Source organism: Caulobacter sp. SRI_014 (assembly GCF_057586315.1).
This window is the reverse complement of sequence record NZ_JBYCZQ010000001.1, coordinates 715,849-734,445: the sequence shown is the minus strand read 5'-3', so window position 1 is coordinate 734,445 and position 18,597 is coordinate 715,849. Positions and strand designations below refer to the sequence as shown.

The following is an 18,597-nucleotide window of genomic DNA, read 5'->3' as shown; positions in this document are numbered from 1 at the left end:
GAAGGTCGACGGCCCGACAAACCGGCGGGTCGCGCCGGGGCCGGGCGCGCGCTATCGTCCCTGAAACGAGAGAAGAGGAACCCCCATGCGCCTGACCGCCCCCCGCATCGCGCCGCTGCCCGACGCCGAGCTCAATGACGACCAGCGGGCGGTGCTGGCGCCGATGATCGGCAGCGGGCGGCCGGTGATCAACATCTTCCGCACCCTGGCGCGGGCGCCGGCGGCGCTCAAAGGCTTCCTCGGCTGGGGCGAGTATGTGCTGTCGAAGAAGAACGATCTGCCGGCCCGCGAGCGGGAGATCGTCATCCTGCGCATCGGCTATCTGTGCAAGGCGGGCTACGAATGGACCCAGCATGTGCCGATCGGCGAGCGGGCCGGGCTGACCGGCGACGAGATCGCGCGGATCAAGAAGGGGGCCGACGCCGGCTGGAGCGACGCCGACGCGGCGCTGATCCGGGCCAGCGACGAACTGCACCACAACTACTTCATCAGCGACGCCACCTGGGCGGCCCTGAAGCGGCACTTCAGCGACAAGCAGTGCATGGATGTGGTGTTCAGCGCCGGCCAGTACACCCAGGTCTGCATGATGCTGAACAGCTTCGGTGTGCAGCTGGACGAGGGCCAGACGCTGGACCCGGACCTGAAGGGGTTCTAGCGCGGAAGGCGAGCGGGCCTTGGCCGTCGGCGACGCCTGTGCTTCACTCCCGTTAACCATTTGGGGGTGGTGTCGATGATGAAGGGCCGCAAGTATCAGTCGTTCCACCGGGCGCGCAGCCCCGTGCGCCGGCTGCCGGCCTTTTCCTTCCCGCCGGAAGCCGATTTCGTGTTCGACGTCGGCGACCGCGCCTTCGAGGCCGGGCCCTCCAGCCCGGTGACGCCGCTGGCCAACGCCGACCTGCTGGACGCCTATTCCAACGCCGTGGTCCGCGCCGTCGAACATGTGGGCCCCGCCGTGGTGCGGGTCCAGCCGCTGACGTCCGACCGCAGCTTCGCGGGCGAGGGCTCGGGCTTCGTGGTCAGCCCCGAGGGGCTGATCCTGACCAACAGCCATGTGGTTCAGGGCTTCGGCCGGTTCGCCATCATCACCGCCGAGGGCCGGGCCCTGACCGCGCGCTGCGTCGGCGATGATCCGGACACCGACATCGCGCTCCTGAAGGTCGAGCAGAACGTGCGGCTGCCGCATGCCCGGCTGGGGGATTCCAAGCAACTTAGGCGCGGCCAGCTGGTCATCGCCATCGGAGCCCCGCTGGGCTTCGAGGCGACGGTGACCACCGGGGTGGTGTCGGCGCTCGGCCGGTCCCTGCGTGGCGAGCGTGGGCGGCTGATCGAGGATCTGATCCAGACCGACGCTGCGCTCAACTACGGCAACAGCGGCGGGCCCCTGGTCAACAGCGCCGGCGAGGTGGTGGGGATCGCCACGGCGGTGATCTCCGGGGCGCAGGGGCTGTGTTTCGCGGTGGCCGCCAACACGGCCAGCTTCGTGATGGCCGAGCTGCTGGCCCACGGCCATGTGCGGCGCGGCTCCATCGGCGTGGTCGCCCAGCAGACGCCGGTGCCGCCGGCCATGGCGAGGGCGGCCGGGGTCACCCAGTCCTATGCGGTGTGGGTGGCGGCGGTCGAACCGCACGGGCCGGCCGCCAAGGCGGGCCTGGCCGAGGGCGACCTCCTGATCGCCGCCGATGGCAAGCCGTTGACGGGTCTTGACGATCTGCTGCGGGTGCTCGGGCCCGGGAGCATCGACCAGTCGATCAGCTTCGACCTGATCCGGGCCGGCAAGCGGATGAACGTCAAGATCACGCCCAAGGCCCGCAAGAAGGGCGGCTAAAGCCCCAAACTCTAAAAGGGGGGCTAAATATTCTGGCGCGGGTCCCGCGGATGAGCGGGACTAGAAGCTTGGTCTGCCCTGCCCCGAGGAGACCGAGCCGATGACCCTGCGGATCAATTCCGAAGCCCCCAATTTCACCGCCAGGACCACCGAGGGCGAGATCACCTTCCACGACTGGATCGGCGACAGCTGGGCCATCCTGTTTTCGCACCCCAAGGACTTCACGCCGGTCTGCACGACCGAACTGGGCTTCATGGCCAGGCTCAAGCCGGAGTTCGACAGGCGCAACACCAAGGTAATCGGGCTCAGCGTCGATCCGGTCGAGAACCACGGCAAGTGGGCCGCCGACATCGAGGAGACGCAAGGCCACGCGGTCAACTTCCCGATGATCGGCGACACTGAGCTGACGGTCGCGACCCTCTACGACATGCTGCCGGAAGGGGCGGGCACGACCTCGGAGGGCCGCACGGCGGCCGACAACGCCACGGTGCGGGCGGTGTTCATCATCGGGCCGGACAAGAAGATCAAGGCGATGCTGATCTATCCGATGGTCGTCGGGCGCAACTTCGACGAGGTGCTGCGGCTGCTCGACGCCCTGCAGCTCAATGCCAGGCACACGGTGGCGACGCCGGTGAACTGGCGGCCGGGCGACGACGTCATCATCCCGCCGGCCGTTACCGACGAGCAGGCCGCGGCGAAGTATCCGAACGGCTGGAAGACGCTGAAGCCCTATCTGCGGGTCATTCCGCAGCCGCGGGACTGACGGTCAGACCGGGACGCGGCGGGCCGACACCTCGGCCAGGGCCCGGGTGAGATCGGCCTGGCTGTAGGGCTTGGCCAGGCGGGTCAAGGCGACATCGACGCCCGGCGGCAGTTCGGCGTAGCCGCTGGCCATGATCACCGGCAGGTCCGGCCAGCGGACGGCGATGTCGCGGCTGAGCTCCAGGCCGGAGCGGCGAGGCATGGCGAAGTCGGTTATCACCGCATCGAAGGTCTGTTGATCGAGCGCCCGCATGGCCTCGGCGGCCGAGCTGGCGGCGACGACGCTGTGGCCGAGGTCTTCCAGCATGGCGGCGGTGTTGAGCAGCACCAGGGCGTCGTCGTCGACGGCCAGCACCCGCAGGGGGCCGCCGCAGGGCGGCTGGTGGGCGAAGCCGGAACCCTTGGGCCGGACCGCCTCCTGGCTGCGCGGCAGCAGGATGTCGACGCGCGTCCCCTCGCCGGGTCTGCTGGCCAGCTCCAGACGCCCCCCCGACTGTTCGGCCAGGCCATGGACCATTGAGAGGCCAAGGCCAGTGCCCTTGCCGACGCCCTTGGTGGTGTAGAAGGGCTCCAGGGCTCGGGACAGGGTGCCCGGGTCCATGCCCTCGCCCTCGTCGGCGACGCGCAGGCGCAGGTAGTCGCCGGGGGGCAGCGCCCCATCCAGTCCCATGCCCGGGCCGACGGTCTGGCGGCTGGCCTCGATGATGATCTCGCCGCCCTGGGGCATGGCGTCCCGGGCGTTGACGACCAGGTTGAGCAGGGCCGTCTCCAGCTGGTTGGGGTCGGTCGTCACCGGCGGCAGGTCCTCGCCGAAACGCAGGGACAGCTGGATCATCGGCCCGACCGAGCGCTGCAGCAGGTCGGCCATGCCACGCACCAGGATCGGCACATCGACCGGCTCCAGGGCCAGTTCCTGTTTGCGGGCGAAGGATAGCATACGCTGGGTCAGAGCCGCCCCGCGCTCGGCGCCCTGGACAGCGTTTTCCAGCAGGGCGCGGCCGCGGGGATCGTCCGGCAGGCGTTTGCGCAGCAGTTCCAGGCTGCCGAGGATGGCCATCAGGAGGTTGTTGAAGTCATGGGCGATGCCGCCGGTCAGCTGGCCGATGGCGTCCAGCTTCTGGGATTGCATCAGGCTCTCGCGGGCCTCGGTCAGAGCCTTCTGGGCGGCGACGCGTTCGCTGATGTCGCGGGTGATCTTGGCGAAGCCGATGACCTGGCCGTCGCGGTCCCTGATGGCGTCGATGACCACATGGGCCGGGAAGCAGCTGCCGTCCTTGCGGACCCGCTGGCCCTCGGCCTCGAACCGGCCTTCGCTACGGGCCTGCCCCAGGGCGCGGGCGGGGAGGTCCTGGGCGCGGTCCTCGTCGGTGTAGAAGCGCGAGAAATGCTCGCCGACGATCTCGTGGGCCTCGTAGCCCTTGAACCGCTCGGCGCCGGGGTTCCAGCTGACCACATGGCCGTCGGCGTCGAGCATGTAGATGGCGTAGTCGGTTATGCTGTCGATCAGCAGCCGATAGGGATCGAGCCCCGATGTCCTGTGGCCGCCGACGGTGATGATCAAGCCCCCCTGCAAGCGCAGTTTACCAGAAAGACGATACGCCCGCTTTGGGGAAAGGTTCCCCGTCAGAGGCGGGCCGCGTCCGCCATGGCGCGGGTGGTGCGGGTAAGCGACAGGGCGATCTGCGCCGGTGTGGCTTCGGCCTCGCCGAGGATCCAGGCGCGCAGCAGGCCCAGCTGCGCCTCGGCGATCTGCGCGGCCAGCAGCCGGACGGGCCAGGCAAGCGGCTCGCCGGCCAGCTGCTGTTCGATGGCGTCGGCCAGGCGCCGAACGCCGCGCGGTGAGGCCAGCGGGGCGCGGGGGCCGCTGATCATCCGCCGACCCAAGGCGCGGTTCTCCCAGATGTGGGCGGTCAGGAAGGGCATCGGATGGCCTTGGCCGCCATCACCGCAGGCCGAGGCCAGGGTTGCGAAGAACCAGCCCATGCTGTCGAACAGCAGTTCGTCCTTGTCCTTGTAGTGGGCGTAGAACGTCGAGCGGCCGACGTCGGCTGTTTGCGCGATCTCGGCAACCTGGATGTCGTCATAGCGACGGCGGGTGACCATGCCGACAAAGGCGCTGAGCAGGGCCCCGCGCGTCTTGCGCTCGCGCCGGTCAGCAACGGCAGTACTGGACATCTGACCCCCTGTGTCCGGTTTCGGACGGCGACAGCCTGGCGTCCGACGCGCCCGCCCGTCTTGCCGCTAACCATGCGCCTGCAACGCCAGAGGAGACAAGTGCATGACCGACGCCGCCAAACGAGACCGCGTGAGCGCCCTGATCATCGGCGGCGGGTCGCTGTTGATGGGGTTGGCCATGGCCCACCATCCGACCGGGCACGGCGCAACCCTGCCTGAAGCGATGCAGAACCTGGCGCGGGTCAGCGTCCTCAACGCCCTGGTGCACGGCTCGCTGCTGGCCATCATCGGACTGCTGGCGGTCGGGTACGCGGGGTTCTCGGACGGGCTGGCCTTCCCGCGCCTGGCGAGGGCGGGACGGATGGCCTACTTCGCCGGAGGCCTGGCCATGGCCGTGGCCGGACTGATCAACGGCTTTGTGGCCCCCACCGTGGCGCGCAAGCTGGCGGCGACCCAGGATCTGGCCGGCGCCGGGGCGGTGTCCCGCGCCCTGTGGGAGCTCAATCAGGCCTTCGCCGCCGCCGGGGTGGTGGCCACCGGCGTGGCGGTGGTGCTGTGGTCGATCGCCCTGGTCCGCCAGGGTGGCCTCGGCCGCTGGATCGGCGCGGCGGGTATCGTCGCCAATGTCGCCCTGCTGGTCGCTCTTATCGGCGGATGGCTGACCCTGGATGTCCACGGGTTTGGCCTGTTCGTACTGGTCCAGGCGGTCTGGGGGCTGATGGTGGCCGCCAACATGTTGTGGGGCCGGCGTTGATGCGGAGCGGTCATCGGCGCTAGATGCGCGGGTGAGCGCCAGACCCAAAACCTCCCTGCAGGACGCCGCCGGCATTCGCGGCAAGGCCCTCGACGCGGCCGCCGCCATCCTGGCCGAGCAGGGCGTCGAGGCGCTGAACCTGCGGGCCATCGCCGAGATGGCCGGGATCGGGCTGGCCTCGATCTACCACTACTTCGAGAACAAGGAGGCGCTGCTGGTCAGCCTGGCCCTGATGGGGCTGGAGGACCTGCGGCGCGACATCCTGGAGTATCAGGAGCGGCCGGAGTTCCTGTCGCCGATGCGGGGCGGGGCGCGGGCCTTCTTCCACTTTGTCGAGACGCGGCCGGAGCTGTTCTCGCTGATGCTGGGGGAGAGGCTGTTGTCGCGCCATTCGGAGCTGCGCGAGGCCGAGTACCGGATGTTCGAGGCCTACAAGGCCGCCGTCCTGCGCGACGACCGCATCCCGGAGCATCGCCGCGAGAACGCCGCCCACGCTCTGTGGGCGCTGGGCCGGGGCATGGCGGCCATCATCGCCTCCTACCCGGCCGGCCAGCGTCCGACCGATGTGATGGCAAAGCTGTCAGCCGGGGCCGCCTGGCTGATCGACCGGCCGGACTAGGTCCGGGTCGGAATGATCACCGGCATGGTTTCGTAGCCGCGCACGAAGGTCGAGTAGCTGCGCTTGGGCTCAGCCACCAGCTTCACTTCCGGGAAGCGCTTGAGGATCTCTTCCCAGATGATGGTCAACTGCAGCTCGGCCAGGCGGTTGCCGACGCAGCGATGGATGCCGAAGCCGAACGAGATGTGCTGGCGCGGGCGCTCGCGGTCGATGATGTAGGCGTTGGGGTTGGCGATGACGCTGTCGTCGCGGTTGCCCGACAGGTACCACATGACCACCTTGTCGCCCACGCGGATCAGCTTGCCGCCGACTTCGGTGTCGGCGACGCAGGTGCGCCGCATGTGGGCGAGCGGCGTCTGCCAGCGGATGGTTTCGGAGACCATGCTGGGGATCAACTCGGGGTGGGCCCGCAGCTTGGCGTACTGGTCGGGGTTCTGGTTCAGCGCCAGGATCGAGCCGGAGATGGTGTTGCGGGTGGTGTCGTTGCCGCCGACGGTCAGCAGCACGACGTTGCCGAAGAACTCGCGCGGGGCCATGTCCCGCGTCGCCGGGTGGTGGGCCAGCATGGAGATCATGTCGGGGGCCGGCGGGGCGTTGACCTTCTGGTTCCACAGGTTGGCGAAATAGGCTTGGTACTCGACGAAGACCTCGAGCTTCTGTTCCAGGGTCTCGACCAGCCCGCCCGGCGTCGGGATGGCGGTGACCACGTCGGACCAGTGGGTCAGCTTGCGGCGGTCCTCCTGCGGCGCGTCGAACAGGGTGGCCAGGGTCATGGCCGTCAGTTCCTTGGACACCAGATCGACCCAGTCGAACTCTTCGCCGATGGGCAGGCCATCGAGGATGGCGGCGGCGCGCTCGCGGATGACCGGGGCCATCGCCTGCAGGTTGGAGGGCGACACCGCCGGGCTGACGGCCTTGCGCTGCACGTCGTGGCGCGGCGGGTCCATGGCGATGAACATCGGCAGCGGCTCGATGTTGGCGCTGCCGCCGGCGATGGTGATGCCGCCCTTCATGAAGTCGGAGCTGAAGGCCTGGTGGTTGGTGTCGACGGCCATGATGTCGTCGTACTTGGTGATCGACCAGTAGGGGCCGTGCTCGCTCTCGGCGCACCAGTGGACCGGGTCCTCGGCGCGCAGGCGTTCGAAGATCGGCAGGACGTCATCGGCCTGGAACAGGGCCGGCTGGGCCGGGTCGAGCTTTTCCAGCGGGATATCGTAGACCGGATGCGGTTTGGCGGTGATCGATCCGTCGGCCATGGCGAGCTCCCTTTGTCAGTTGGCCGACATCGAAGGGCTTCGAACAGCGTTTCACAAGACCTCGAAAAGGGGGTCTTCTGCGATTGGTGGAGGACAGCGATGAGTCGGATCTTCGGGGCGGTCTGTCAGAACGGCTATGTGGTGCGTGACATCCATGCGGCCATGGACCACTGGGTGAAGGTGATGGGGGTCGGGCCCTGGTTCTTCATCGAGGAGGTGAAGACCGACTGGTTCCGGCATCGCGGCCAGGACTCGGACGTGAAGATGAGCATTGCCCTGGCCAACAGCGGCGACCTGCAGATCGAACTGATCCAGCAGCTCAACGACGCGCCTTCGATGTACAGGGAGTTCCTCGACGCCGGCCACGAGGGCTTGCAGCACATGAGCTACTGGTCGCGCGACTATCAGGCGCTCTACGACCGGGCCCGGGCCCTGGGCTACCGCGTCGGCCACGAGGGGCAGATCGGCGGCGAGCAGGGGCGGTTCGCCTATTTCGATACCGACCGGCTGCCCGGCGGCCATCCGGGCACCGTCATCGAGATCAGCGACATCAGCGGCGGCAAGGGCAGGTTCTTCGAACATATCCGCCAGAAGGCGGCCGAGTGGGACGGGACCCGGCCGATCAGGACCGTCACCTGAGCCTTTCCCGACATTGCCGATTTGAAACGAGGCAGACGCGCGGTTTTGCGGCAAGGTCGCGGTCGCTGTTCAGTTTGGCCTACGGGGACCCCCTCATGTTCAAGACCAACGCCATCGCGCTGGCCCTTCTCCTTGTCGCCGCGCCGATGGCGCCTGCCGCCCTGGCCCAGACGCCGCCGGCCGCGGCGCGGACCGACGTGGCCGCCTACGCCAGGGATCTGCTCGAGAGCAGCTATGGCGCCCAGGGGCCGGGCGCGGCCGTGCTGGTCGCGCGGGGCGATACGGTCCTGTTCCGGGGCGCGCGGGGCGAGTCCGACATCGAGGCCCACACCGCCCTGGCGCCGGGCCAACTGTTCCGCATCGGCTCGGTGACCAAGCAGTTCGCCGCCGCCGGCGTGCTGAAGCTGGTCGAGGAGGGCAAGGTCAAGCTGGACGACCCGCTGTCTAAGTTCGTCCCGGGCTATCCGGGCGGCGACAAGATCACCGTCCTGATGCTGCTGAACCATACCTCCGGCATCAAGAGCTACACCGGCATGCCCGGCTACATGGTCGACAAGATCAAGCGGGACCTGACCACCGCCCAGATGATCGAGGTCTTCAAGGACCAGCCGGTCGAGTTCGCCCCGGGTGAGAAGTGGAACTACAACAACAGCGGCTATGTGCTGGTCGGCGCCGTCATCGAGGCGGCCAGCGGCATGGCCTGGTACGACTATCTGGACAAGGTGTTCTTCAAGCCGCTGGGCATGGCTGACACCGGCTATGGCGCTGACCCGAAGTTCGTCGCCCGTCAGGCCGGAGGCTACACCCGGGACGGCGGCAAGGTGGCGCCGATGCGCATTCTCAGCATGACCCAGCCGCATGCGGCCGGGGCGTTGGTGTCGACGGTCGATGACCTGTTCAAGTGGAACCGGGCCCTGCACGAGGGCAGGGTCCTGAAGTCCGAAATCTACCAGCAGATGATCACGCCCCAGGGCGCCGCGGTCGAGGCCAGGTACGGCTTCGGCATCGGGCCGGGCAAGGTGCGCGACGCCGGGACCCTGGAGCACAGCGGCGGCATCTTCGGCTTCACTTCCCAGCTGACCTACCTGCCCGGGCCGGACATCACCGTGGTGGTGCTGCAGAACAGCGACGCGGACGGCGATGCCTCGGGCCTGGCGCGCAAGCTGGCGGCGGCGGCGCTGGATGCGCCCTATCCGTCGGCCAAGGCCGTGCCGGTGACGGCCGAGGCGCTCAAGGCCGCCGAGGGCGTCTACCGGTTCGACGAGAAGACCTCGCGGGTGCTCCGCGTCGTCGACGGCAAGCTGACCGCTCAACGCATCGGCGGCCAGCGCGCCGTCCTCACCCCGATCGGCAAGGACGACTTCCTGTACGCCGACGGCTTCAACCGGCTGAAGCTGGAGCGCGACGCCAAGGGCGCGATCAGCGGCATGCGCTTTTTCCAGATGGGCGACGGCCCGGGCGTGGTCGGCGCCCGCACGGCCGATCCGCTGCCTGAACCGCCGAAGGCCGTGGCTGTGCCCCGGGCCGCGCTCGAACGGGTGACCGGCGTCTATGTGCTGGAGGAGACCGAGATGAAGGTCTTTCTCGACGGTGAGACGCTGAAGGCCCAGCTGACCGGCCAGGAGCCGGTGACCATGCGGGCCAGCTCGCCCCTGACCTTCGACATCGTCGAGGTGAGCGCCGTCCTGACCTTCCCGGCCGACGGCGCGGCCGCCAGCCAGGTCACCCTGCGCCAGAATGGTCGCGAGATCGTGTTTGCGCGGAAGCCCTAGAGCATGTCAGGGCGAAGTGTATGCGGTTCGCCCGCCCGGACATGCTCTAAATGTTTGATTCTAGACCCTTTTGATCAGGTTTTGATGCGTACATCAAAACCTGAAAGGGTCTAGCCGCCCTTGGCCGGCCGCATGGCCGGCAGCCGCAGGGCCGCATAGGCCACGGCGGCGGTGATGAAGGCCGGCAGGGTGGCGCCGACCTCGGGGAACTGGCGGCTGAACAGCTGGTAGGCGCCAATGCCGATGGCCCAGGCCGCCAGGCCGGCCAGGTTGAGCCCGGGCGGGGCGGCGTTGGGGTTGGCGCGCCAGGGCCGCAGGACGAAGTGGTCGGTCAGCAGCACGCCGAACAGCGGCGCGAACACCGAGCCGATCAGCAGCAGGAAGTGCTCGTACCGGGCCAGGGGCGCGATCAGGGCGATGGCCGTGCACAGGACGCCAAAGCCGATGGCCAGCCGGGCCGGCCGGGCCCGGATCAGGGTGGCGGTCGAGACCGAGGCCGAATGGATGTCGGCGAAGGTGTTGTCGGTCTCGTCAATGATGATCAGCAGCAGGGCGATGCCGCCGCCGCTGGCCGCCAGGGCCGACAGCAGCATGCCCTCGGCCCCGCCGGCGGCCAGGGCGTAGGCGGCGCCCAGGCCCATGAACCAGATGTTGGCCAGCAGGTAGCCGAGGCCGCTGCCTCGGAACATGGCCCCGGGCGAGCGGCCGAAACGGGTGTAGTCGGCGATCAGCGGCAGCCAGGACAGCGGCATGGCGACCACCAGGTCGACCCCGGCCGCGAAGCTTAGGCTCCCGGTGCCGGCCCGGGCGAACAGGGCGGCCAGGTCATAGTCGGCCAGCAACCGCCAGCTCAGCCAGGCCGCGCCGGCCAGCAGCAGCCACAGGCCCCAGGCCCGCAGGAACCGGCGCACGAACGACACCGGCCCGAGGATCGCCAGCCCGGTCGCCAGAGCCCCGAACAGCAGGGTCCAGGCAAGGGCGTTGGAGACGCCGAAGGCCTGCTTCGACAGGGCGTCGGCGGCCTCGCGCATGGCGATGATCTCGAAGGCGCCCCAACCGACCAACTGGACGACATTGAGCACGGTCGGGATGGCCGCGCCCTTCGCGCCCAACGCCGGCCGCAGCGAGCCCATGGCCGACATCCCGGTCTCGGCCCCGACCAGCCCGGCGGCAGCCAGCAGCAGGACGCCCAGGACCGTGCCGACGACGATGGCGCCCAGCGCCGCCCCGAGGCTGAGGCCTGGCACGAGGAAGGCGCCGGCCTGCAGGACCAGGAGGCCGATGCCGAGGCTGAACCACAGGGAAAAGGCGTCCAGCGCCCCGAACACCCGACGGGCCTGGGGGACGGGGATCAGCGGATCGTATGAGTCGTGTTGGGTGTCAGCCATGGTTAAGGTTTAGCAGGTCGTCACGTCAGGTGAACTTCGAGTTTGCGGGCGGTTTGATTTGTCGCGTGCCGGTGTTCTTTCAACGGGTCGGAGACTTGAAGCGTGCTCCAGTGTGAGGTCGCGGTGATCGGACAGGGGCTGGCGGGGGCCGCCGCCCTCGACGCCCTGCTGCGCCGGGGCGTCGACGCCGTCGGATTCGACCCCCTGGGGACGGGGGCGATGCGGGGCTCGTCGCACGGCTCCTGCCGGGTGTTCCGCCGCTTCAACTTCGAGAGCCCGCACTACACGGCCCTGGCTGACGAGGCGCTGGCGGGGTGGGCGCGGCTGGAGCAGGAGGGCGGGCGGCGGATTCTCATTCCCTGTCCTGTGCTGGAGGCGGGGCCGAAGGGTTCGGCGACGGTGCGCAACTCGCGCCAGGCCGCCCTCGACAACGGCGTGGCGACGCCTTTGCTGACGGGCGCGCAGGTCAACGCCCTGTACCCGGCCTTCAACCTGCCGCAGGACTGGGACGCCGTGGTCCAGGACGGCGGCGCCATCCTGCTGGCCCAGATCGCCCTGGAGGCGCTGCGGGCCGGCGGCGAGTCGGCGGGACGTATTCACGCCCAGGCGGTCGTCCGCCTGGAGCCTGAGGCCGATCATGTCGTCGTCCGGACGGCGGACCAGACCTGGCGGGCGGACCGGGTCATCCTCGCCGCCGGTCCCTGGATCAGCCGGCTTCTCCCCGAACTGGCCCCGCTGCTGCGGGTCACCCGCCAGACCGTCGGCTGGTTCGCCCCCGCCCGGCCCGAGAGCGTCGGCCTGGACGCCTTCCCGATCTTCATCATCGAACGCAGCGCCGAAGACACCGTCTACGGCTTCCCGGACTTCGAAGGCCGGGGCGTCAAGGCCGCCCCGCACAACCACGGACCCCGGGTCGACGCCGACGCCTGGGACCCGCCGGCAACCGACGCCGAGCTGTCGCAGGCCGCCGCCTTCCTGGCCGAACTGATCCCCGGCGCCGCCGGCCCGATCACCGACCGCGACGTCTGCCTCTACACCAACACCGCCCCGGCCGACCGCCGCCCGGACGCCGGCGAGGAGTTCATCCTCGACCGCTGGCCGAACTCGCGGCTAATCGTCGGATCGGCCTGCTCGGGCCACGGCGCCAAGTTCGCCCCGGCCATCGGCGAGCGGCTGGCGCAGCTGGCGGTGGACGAGGCGTATAGGTCCGAACCGTGGCTGCGGCTGTCGCGGTATCGCGCCTTCGCCGACGACTAGACCAGCGCCACGTGGGGCTTGCGAAAATGGCGGGCGAGCCGCACTTTTCGCCATGCCGACCCCGCAAGCCCACGCTCGAAAAGTCGCCCTGGTGGGCTACCACGGCGCCCAGTCGCTGGACATCACCGGGCCCTTCGAAGTCTTCGCCATGGCCAACCGGTTCGGCGGCGCCCGTCTGTACGAGCCGGTTCTCTGTTCGCCCGAAGGGGGTTCGATCCTTTGCAATTCGGGTCTCACCTTGGCCGAATCCGTCGCCTTCGCCGACCTGCCGGATGATTTCGACACCATTCTGGTGGCGGGGGGCGACGAGGCGGGGCTCTTCGCCATGCGCGACACCGGGGTGCTGGAATGGCTGACCGCCCGGGCCGCGACGACCCGGCGGATCGGCAGCGTTTGCTCGGGGGCCTTCATCCTGGCGGCAGCCGGGATGCTGGATGGCCGGCGGGCGACGACCCATTGGGAGGCCTGCGATGAAATGCGGGCGTTTCGTCCGGCCGTGCGGCTCGAACCCGACGCCATCTTTGTCGCCGATCCTCCCTTCTACACCTCGGCCGGGGTGACGGCCGGGATCGATCTCTGCCTGTCGCTGGTCGAGGCCGACCACGGGCCTGACCTGGCGCTGGCGGTGGCGCGCAATCTGGTCCTGTTCATGCGCCGGGCCGGCGGGCAGACCCAGTACAGCACCGGGCTGAATGTGCAGGTCGCCGCCACGCCCAGGCTGCGCAACCTGGTGTCCGACATCAGCGCCGATCCGACCGGTGACCGCAGTCTGCCGCGCCTGGCCGAGCTGGTCGGGATGACCGAACGCACCTTCAGCCGGGTCTTCCTGAAGGAGACTGGCGTGACGCCCGCCGCCTTCGTCGAAATGGCCCGCGTCGACCGCGCCAAGGCGCTGCTGGAAACCTCCGACTGGCCGCTGGCCCGGGTTGCCGAACGGGCGGGGTTCGGCAGTTCCGACGCCCTGCACCGGGCCTTCCAGAAGCGGGTCGGCGCAACGCCCGGCGACTATCGCGAACGGTTCGGCCACAAGAGTCCTGATTTGGCGTAATTTGCGGTTCATCTGACATTTCTGCCAGACAAGAGCCGGCCTAGGGTCACCTCATTCGAATAGTCGAATGAAGGAGAGACCCCGATGACCAACGAATGTCCCTGTAACCCCTGCGCCTGCGAGGCCTGCAACTGCGGCTGCGGCTGCGGTCCCGACTGCCAGTGCGGCGAAAGCTGCGCCTGCGCCGCTCCGGCGCCGACCGGGTCGGAAGACTGACCCGGCCGCCTGATCCGGACCCTCCCACGAGGGTCCGGTTCGGGATCCCCTCACACACCTTGCGCCCGGGAGGCGGACCATGGAACTTCTCGTCGGTGTTCTGCTGGCGCTCGGCGTCGGACTGTTCGGAACCCTTGTCGGCCTCGATCGCGAGCGCGGCTTCTACCCGGTCATGCTGATCGTCATCGCCGCCTACTACGCCCTGTTCGCCATCATGGGTGGCGGGACCGCCCTGGCCGTCGAGCTGGCGATCATGGCGCCGTTCGTCATCGCCGCCGCGGTCGGCTTTCGCCGGAACCTGTGGCTGGTGGTCGCCGCCCTGATCGGGCACGGCCTGATGGACCTGGTCCATCCCCGGTTCGTCGACAACCCCGGCGCGCCCGGCTGGTGGCCGATGTTCTGCCTGTCGTTCGATGTTGCAGCCGGCCTGTTCCTGGCCATGCGGCTTCTGCGGGCCAGCCCCGCCCAGGCCGCCTGAACCCGCGTTTTCGCCAACCCCGGCCTCTGCCCGCCAAGGGACGGACGCCAGCAGCAGAGAGGTCCTGTCCGATGCGCAAGTCCGTTCTCTATGTCGTCCTCGCCATCGTCCTGGGGTTCGCCCAGGTCGGGCTTCCGGTCATGGTGGCCCATTCCACTTCCCTGACGACCACCTCGCCGACGTCCACTGCCCCGACGCACACCGGGCGCGGGGGTATCGACCCGCCGACGCGCGGGGCCGCTAGCGAACGGTCTCTTTTTCCTTCGGCGCCGAGGCGCGCCGGGTTTTTTCGCGCGCTTTGGGCTTGGGCAGGAGCCTGAAGCGGGACTGGCACCAGGCAAAGTCGATGCCGACGTCGAGCAGGGCGTCCGACCGCCCGCAGGGGCAGGCGAACTCCATGACCTCGAAGACGCGATAGGTCTCACCGGCGACCAAAGGCACCGGATATCCTGTCACATGGTTCGGGGCGGCGTTGACGCACAGAACCAGATCGCCACGGCCAACGGCGTCACTCATGGTTTCCATCCAATCCAACGGGCCAAGGATAGCCCCTTGGGCTGGGGCGGCAAGTCCTGGCTGATCCGGGGCAGCGCCCGCTGACATCGAACGCGTGTTCCAACCCAGCTAAACCCGCTCCTCTCCAGGGCCCGCGGTGGGCGGGCTCTTCGACGTCGCTGGCGCCGACGGCGATGCCGGGTTGTCTGGGGGCGTCTCGGTTACTGGTTTTGGTGTCCCAGAAGTCTGCTGTAAGCCGGCAGCAGCTTCAGGCTCCGGGCGGTCGACCAATGCTTTGAGACTTTCATGAACGATATCTCGCACCGATGCTCCGGTTCTCTGCATTCGCTCGACCAGGCGCACGACCAGGGCATCGAAGTCATCGAGCTCAGCCTCGTCGTGGGCAACATCGAAGGCCTTGGTGTTCAGGTAGCCATGAAGGGTGGTCGACGTGGTGTTGGCAATGAAGTTCCAGACGCAGAATTGACCGGCGTCGCTGACCCCCGACGTAATGGCATCAAGGGTTTGGTCGCCGATGATCTCTTCCAGGAGAGGGTAGTCATTCTTGCTAAGGAAGAGCTTGTCGATCTCCACCAGCGTATTGGCCGCTTCCCAGTCCTTTTTCGTGAGCCTTTCAGCAAAGCGGCGCTCCTTCATCAGCTCACCATAGGCGCCAGTCGGAGGAGCCAGGTCATGCTTGTCGACCGGAATGGCAACGAAACGCGCTGCAATCGGTCCGAGCTTGTCCCGTGAAATGACAACCCCGTGGAGGATTTTCGTCCCGCGCCACCGCTCAAGGCACAGCATTCGATAGCCGCGATGATCTGCCGGGTTGTCTTGATCGGTTGCCATGCCGATCAGGTACAGGGATGGCGCCTGGATCAGTCCGCCACCAGAACAGAACCACCGGACGCCATCCCGGTCGTAGATATTCTTGAAGGTCAGCTCATTGGTACGGGACAGCTCGATGCTCAGCGAGAAGCGAACGATCTCTCCCTTCCGGGAACTGACCCGGTAGCCGATGTAGTCGCCCAGAAAAGGGCGGGCATCCTCCGCCAGAAGCACACGGGCACCCATGAAGTGTAGTGGCGACTGGTCCTTCTGCTTGGTTTCGTATTCATCCATGACCATGTCGATCAGCTGAGCGTGGCGTGCGCTCGTTTGATCGGCATGGCCGCGGAGTTGAGCCCGGTATTCAGTTGTGAGGTAGTCGAAGACCGCGATGCGCTCGCGGAGATCCAGGCCGCCGCCCGTCTCCCAAAGTCGCGTGAACTTATAGGGGGGAATGGCCGGCAGTTTGTGGGTCCGCATGAAATGGGTGATGTTCCCCACAAAGTGGCGGAGCGAGCCTTCCTTTTCCAAGTCGTTGCCAATGGTCCGGATCAGCGTAAGCTGGGTATCGCTTGGAAGCAGATCGCTCAGCATTTGGCTCTACCTTCCCTTGCGGAAGGGAGAATTGCCCTTCCAAGAGCAAGGTTGCAGAATGCAATATTGGTGGCAACGCCCCCATTTCGGGTTGCATTTGCGTTAGCCAAAGTCGCTCCCAGTCTTGTTGCAGGGAGAGACTTCAGTGCCAGACGAATTCCCCCCGAACTTCCGTGGCCGGTTCCTCGACGGTCCTTACTTGGGCTCTTGGGTTCAAGAGGGGTCCGCCGCTCCGTTGCCGCCGGCTGGGAATGTGCCACCCAAGCGATCTGCCGGCGGTGCATCGACCGTGCTTGCCGCCGTGCACCTTCCGACCTCCCTTTGGGTGGTCGGCGAGACGCTTTCCCCTGTCACGCATGTCGAGATTTCTCACATCGAGGTTGCGGGCGTCGCGATCCTGGCGGTTTCGGCGACAGTGGCCTTTGTCGAACTGGTCCGCCAAGGCGTGATCAGCTACCGCGAGTTCCTTCAGGCGTTTGGTCCGGGACGGTCGAAGGCGCCGCCCGCGAAGCGGGACAGGGAGCCCTAGTCAGGGCTCCCTGCGGGTTGAAGGGGCTTCTCCCTCGGACAGCGGGGCCGAGAAGTCGAACTGCGGGTCGCGTTCGCGTTTGGGGATGGCCCCAGTGGTCGGACGAAATCTCAGATCGTCTCCCGGAAGAAGCGCACGACCTCGCCGTTGAAGTCCTGGTGAAACGCCCCGCGATCGAAGCCGGGCTGCGACTGGCATAGCTGGGGCAGGGCGGCGGCGAGGTCGGCCGAACAGGGGGGCAGGAAGTCGAAATGTCCGGCGCCGGCAACCCGATGATACTCCGGCCGGCGGCCCAGGCGGTCGCGGATGACTTCGGCGTTGAAGGCGGCGGGCACCACTTCGTCCGCGTCGCCTGACCACAGCTGGATGGGTGTGGTGATGGCCTCGAGGCTCTCGTCCGTGAAGGCGAAGCCGAGGCCAGGCGCGGCGATCACCGCCGCCTTGATGCGCGCGTCGGCGCCGACCGGCCGCCAGCCGGCGGTGTCGATGGGGCTTTGGGCCAGCAGGCGGCAGACGAAGGTCCGGGGCTGGGCCTGGCAATGGCTGGCGATGCGCTGGGGGTCGCTGACGCCGCCGAGCAGGGCGGTGACCGTGTAGCCGCCGGCCGAGAAGCCGAAGGCCCCGACGCGGGCGGCGTCGATGGTCACCGGGCCGGACCAGCGCCGGGTCATGTGATCGATCAGCCAGCTGACCTGCCGGGGGCGGTCGGACAGCTGGGTCTGGCGGCTGTCGTCGCGCCAGTTGTCGCCCGGATGGGTCAGGGCGGCGACGACGAAGCCGGCCCCTGCCAGGGCTTCGGCGGTGTCGTGGTGGCCGCTGAAGGCGCCGCCGTTGCCATGCGAGATGACCACCAGCGGGCGCGGGCCCGGGAAGGCGGCGGCGTCGGGCAGCCAGACGCCGGCTTCGATCTGTTCGCCCGTCGGGGCGGCGAAGCGGAAGACCTGATCGGCTTCGCGCGCCGAGGCGGGGGCGGCGAGGCTCCAGACGGCGGCGACCATCAGCGCGAAGACAAGGGCGGGCAGGTTTCGATGCAGCGGCATGGGGGCGGTCCTTCAGGCAGCGGGATGCCGTCTGGTCGGGCAGGATCGGCCGCCGCGCCAGCGCCGCTTCGCCAATGGGCGAACGGGTTCGCCGCCCGGCGAATGGTTACGCCGGCCGCCCCGGTGGCTATAGTTGCGCCGGGGGAGCGTCATGGACTGGACCGCGAGCACGATCAGGAGCTGGGCCATCGAGCTGACGGCCTGCGTGGCGGTCGGCGTCCTGTTGGGGATGTTCGGGCCGTTCGGCAGCTTCATGAACGACGGGCCGACGATCCGCATCGCCTACTGGGTGATCGTCATCCTGGCCTGCGGCCTGGCGTACGGCGCGGCCATCAGGCTTCTGGCGGGTCGGGCGCGCCGCAGGCATGTCCCGATGTGGGCCTGGATCCCGGCGATGATCATCGGGGTCAGCCTGCCGCTGACGGGGATCACCCGTCTGGTCGCCTCGGTCTTCTGGCCGGCGATCACCAAGTCGGTCGGGCTGGTCGAATGGTACGGCCAGGTCATTCTGGTCAGCCTGGCCTATGTCGGCCTTCGCGCCCTGCTGTTTCGGGGTCTGGCGATCGAGAAGGCTCCGGCGCCCTCGACCGCCGGAACGCCGGAAATCCTTCGCCATCTGCCGCCGCGCCTGGGGCGGGACCTGCTGTGTCTGTCGATGGAGGACCACTATGTCCGGCTGCACACCGAGCAGGGCTCGGTGCTGGTCCTGATGTCGCTGGGCCAGGCGATGGAACAGCTTGGCGACCTCGACGGCCTGCAGGTCCACCGTTCGTGGTGGGTTGCCCGCCGGGCCGTCGACCGGGTGATCGAGGACGGCCGCAGCGTGCGGGTGCTGTTGAAGGGCGGCATCGAGGCGCCGGTGTCCCGGGCGAACGTGGCCAGGCTACGGTCCGCCGGATGGCTCAGCGCCTGAGCCATC

General features: G+C 68.3%; 20 protein-coding genes. 13 read left to right on the top strand and 7 right to left on the bottom strand.

The features are described 5' to 3' along the window. The first annotated feature begins 85 nt into the window (after positions 1–85). From AC2YG9_RS03895 to AC2YG9_RS03885, 3 genes are all read left to right on the top strand, one after another. The gene (locus AC2YG9_RS03895; protein ID WP_487296606.1) at positions 86–655 is read left to right on the top strand and encodes a carboxymuconolactone decarboxylase family protein; all 570 of its coding nucleotides are present in this window, start codon (positions 86–88) and stop codon (positions 653–655) included. 75 nt (positions 656–730) lie between these two features. Beyond that, entirely contained in the window at positions 731–1,825 is a 1,095-nt protein-coding gene (locus tag AC2YG9_RS03890; RefSeq protein WP_487296605.1) for a S1C family serine protease, read from the top strand. A 100-nt stretch (positions 1,826–1,925) separates the two neighbouring features. Next, positions 1,926–2,588 carry a peroxiredoxin gene (locus AC2YG9_RS03885; RefSeq protein ID WP_487296604.1) on the top strand — a complete coding sequence of 221 codons (663 nt, stop codon included), beginning with the start codon at positions 1,926–1,928 and terminating at the stop codon, positions 2,586–2,588. A 3-nt stretch (positions 2,589–2,591) separates the two neighbouring features. Here AC2YG9_RS03885 and AC2YG9_RS03880 read toward each other — a convergent pair whose 3' ends face one another. Both AC2YG9_RS03880 and AC2YG9_RS03875 read right to left on the bottom strand, forming a co-directional pair. After that, positions 2,592–4,148 carry an ATP-binding protein gene (locus AC2YG9_RS03880; RefSeq protein WP_487296603.1) on the bottom strand — a complete coding sequence of 519 codons (1,557 nt, stop codon included), beginning with the start codon at positions 4,146–4,148 and terminating at the stop codon, positions 2,592–2,594. 62 nt (positions 4,149–4,210) lie between these two features. After that, positions 4,211–4,762, bottom strand: a complete 552-nt coding sequence (locus tag AC2YG9_RS03875; RefSeq protein ID WP_487296602.1) for a TetR/AcrR family transcriptional regulator — start codon at positions 4,760–4,762, stop codon at positions 4,211–4,213. A 103-nt stretch (positions 4,763–4,865) separates the two neighbouring features. Between AC2YG9_RS03875 and AC2YG9_RS03870 the strand changes: the two genes are divergently transcribed. Together AC2YG9_RS03870 and AC2YG9_RS03865 are read left to right on the top strand one after the other, a co-directional pair. Then, entirely contained in the window at positions 4,866–5,516 is a 651-nt protein-coding gene (locus tag AC2YG9_RS03870) for a hypothetical protein (protein WP_487296601.1), read from the top strand. 31 nt (positions 5,517–5,547) lie between these two features. After that, on the top strand, positions 5,548–6,135 hold the full coding sequence (locus tag AC2YG9_RS03865) for a TetR/AcrR family transcriptional regulator (protein ID WP_487296600.1): 588 nt from the start codon (positions 5,548–5,550) through the stop codon (positions 6,133–6,135). Here AC2YG9_RS03865 and AC2YG9_RS03860 read toward each other — a convergent pair. Next, entirely contained in the window at positions 6,132–7,391 is a 1,260-nt protein-coding gene (locus tag AC2YG9_RS03860; protein WP_487296599.1) for a cytochrome P450, read from the bottom strand. The two genes, AC2YG9_RS03865 and AC2YG9_RS03860, sit on opposite strands and share 4 nt — an antisense overlap. Positions 7,392–7,490: 99 nt before the next feature. Between AC2YG9_RS03860 and AC2YG9_RS03855 the strand changes: the two genes are divergently transcribed. Beyond that, positions 7,491–8,030, top strand: a complete 540-nt coding sequence (locus AC2YG9_RS03855) for a VOC family protein (protein WP_487296598.1) — start codon at positions 7,491–7,493, stop codon at positions 8,028–8,030. Between the two features lie 95 nt (positions 8,031–8,125). After that, entirely contained in the window at positions 8,126–9,802 is a 1,677-nt protein-coding gene (locus AC2YG9_RS03850; RefSeq protein ID WP_487296597.1) for a serine hydrolase domain-containing protein, read from the top strand. A 110-nt stretch (positions 9,803–9,912) separates the two neighbouring features. Here AC2YG9_RS03850 and cytX read toward each other — a convergent pair whose 3' ends face one another. Next, a complete protein-coding gene (gene cytX / locus AC2YG9_RS03845; protein ID WP_487296596.1) occupies positions 9,913–11,190 on the bottom strand; it encodes a putative hydroxymethylpyrimidine transporter CytX in 1,278 nt (425 codons plus the stop codon). A gap of 102 nt (positions 11,191–11,292) precedes the next feature. Here cytX and solA point away from each other — a divergent pair, with 102 nt between their 5' ends. The 4 genes from solA to AC2YG9_RS03825 all read left to right on the top strand — a co-directional run bounded on the left by solA (position 11,293) and on the right by AC2YG9_RS03825 (position 14,189). Further along, the gene (gene solA / locus AC2YG9_RS03840; RefSeq protein ID WP_487296595.1) at positions 11,293–12,447 is read left to right on the top strand and encodes an N-methyl-L-tryptophan oxidase; all 1,155 of its coding nucleotides are present in this window, start codon (positions 11,293–11,295) and stop codon (positions 12,445–12,447) included. Between the two features lie 52 nt (positions 12,448–12,499). Continuing rightward, positions 12,500–13,495 carry a GlxA family transcriptional regulator gene (locus tag AC2YG9_RS03835; protein ID WP_487296594.1) on the top strand — a complete coding sequence of 332 codons (996 nt, stop codon included), beginning with the start codon at positions 12,500–12,502 and terminating at the stop codon, positions 13,493–13,495. A gap of 84 nt (positions 13,496–13,579) precedes the next feature. Beyond that, complete coding sequence (locus tag AC2YG9_RS03830; protein ID WP_487296593.1) at positions 13,580–13,711, top strand: hypothetical protein; 132 nt, start codon at positions 13,580–13,582, stop codon at positions 13,709–13,711. Positions 13,712–13,790: 79 nt separating this feature from the next. Continuing rightward, positions 13,791–14,189, top strand: a complete 399-nt coding sequence (locus tag AC2YG9_RS03825; RefSeq protein WP_487296592.1) for a hypothetical protein — start codon at positions 13,791–13,793, stop codon at positions 14,187–14,189. Positions 14,190–14,429: 240 nt separating this feature from the next. Here the strand turns inward: AC2YG9_RS03825 and AC2YG9_RS03820 are convergent, their stop codons facing one another. Then, a complete protein-coding gene (locus AC2YG9_RS03820) occupies positions 14,430–14,705 on the bottom strand; it encodes a hypothetical protein (protein WP_487296591.1) in 276 nt (91 codons plus the stop codon). Between the two features lie 108 nt (positions 14,706–14,813). After that, positions 14,814–16,109, bottom strand: coding sequence for a hypothetical protein (locus tag AC2YG9_RS03815; protein WP_487296590.1), 1,296 nt, complete (start codon positions 16,107–16,109; stop codon positions 14,814–14,816). Positions 16,110–16,398: 289 nt separating this feature from the next. Here AC2YG9_RS03815 and AC2YG9_RS03810 point away from each other — a divergent pair, with 289 nt between their 5' ends. Further along, entirely contained in the window at positions 16,399–16,638 is a 240-nt protein-coding gene (locus tag AC2YG9_RS03810) for a hypothetical protein (RefSeq protein WP_487296589.1), read from the top strand. 110 nt (positions 16,639–16,748) lie between these two features. Here AC2YG9_RS03810 and AC2YG9_RS03805 read toward each other — a convergent pair whose 3' ends face one another. Further along, positions 16,749–17,678, bottom strand: a complete 930-nt coding sequence (locus AC2YG9_RS03805; RefSeq protein ID WP_487296588.1) for an alpha/beta hydrolase family protein — start codon at positions 17,676–17,678, stop codon at positions 16,749–16,751. A 151-nt stretch (positions 17,679–17,829) separates the two neighbouring features. Here AC2YG9_RS03805 and AC2YG9_RS03800 point away from each other — a divergent pair, with 151 nt between their 5' ends. Next, complete coding sequence (locus tag AC2YG9_RS03800; protein WP_487296587.1) at positions 17,830–18,591, top strand: LytTR family DNA-binding domain-containing protein; 762 nt, start codon at positions 17,830–17,832, stop codon at positions 18,589–18,591. Positions 18,592–18,597: the final 6 nt, after the last annotated feature.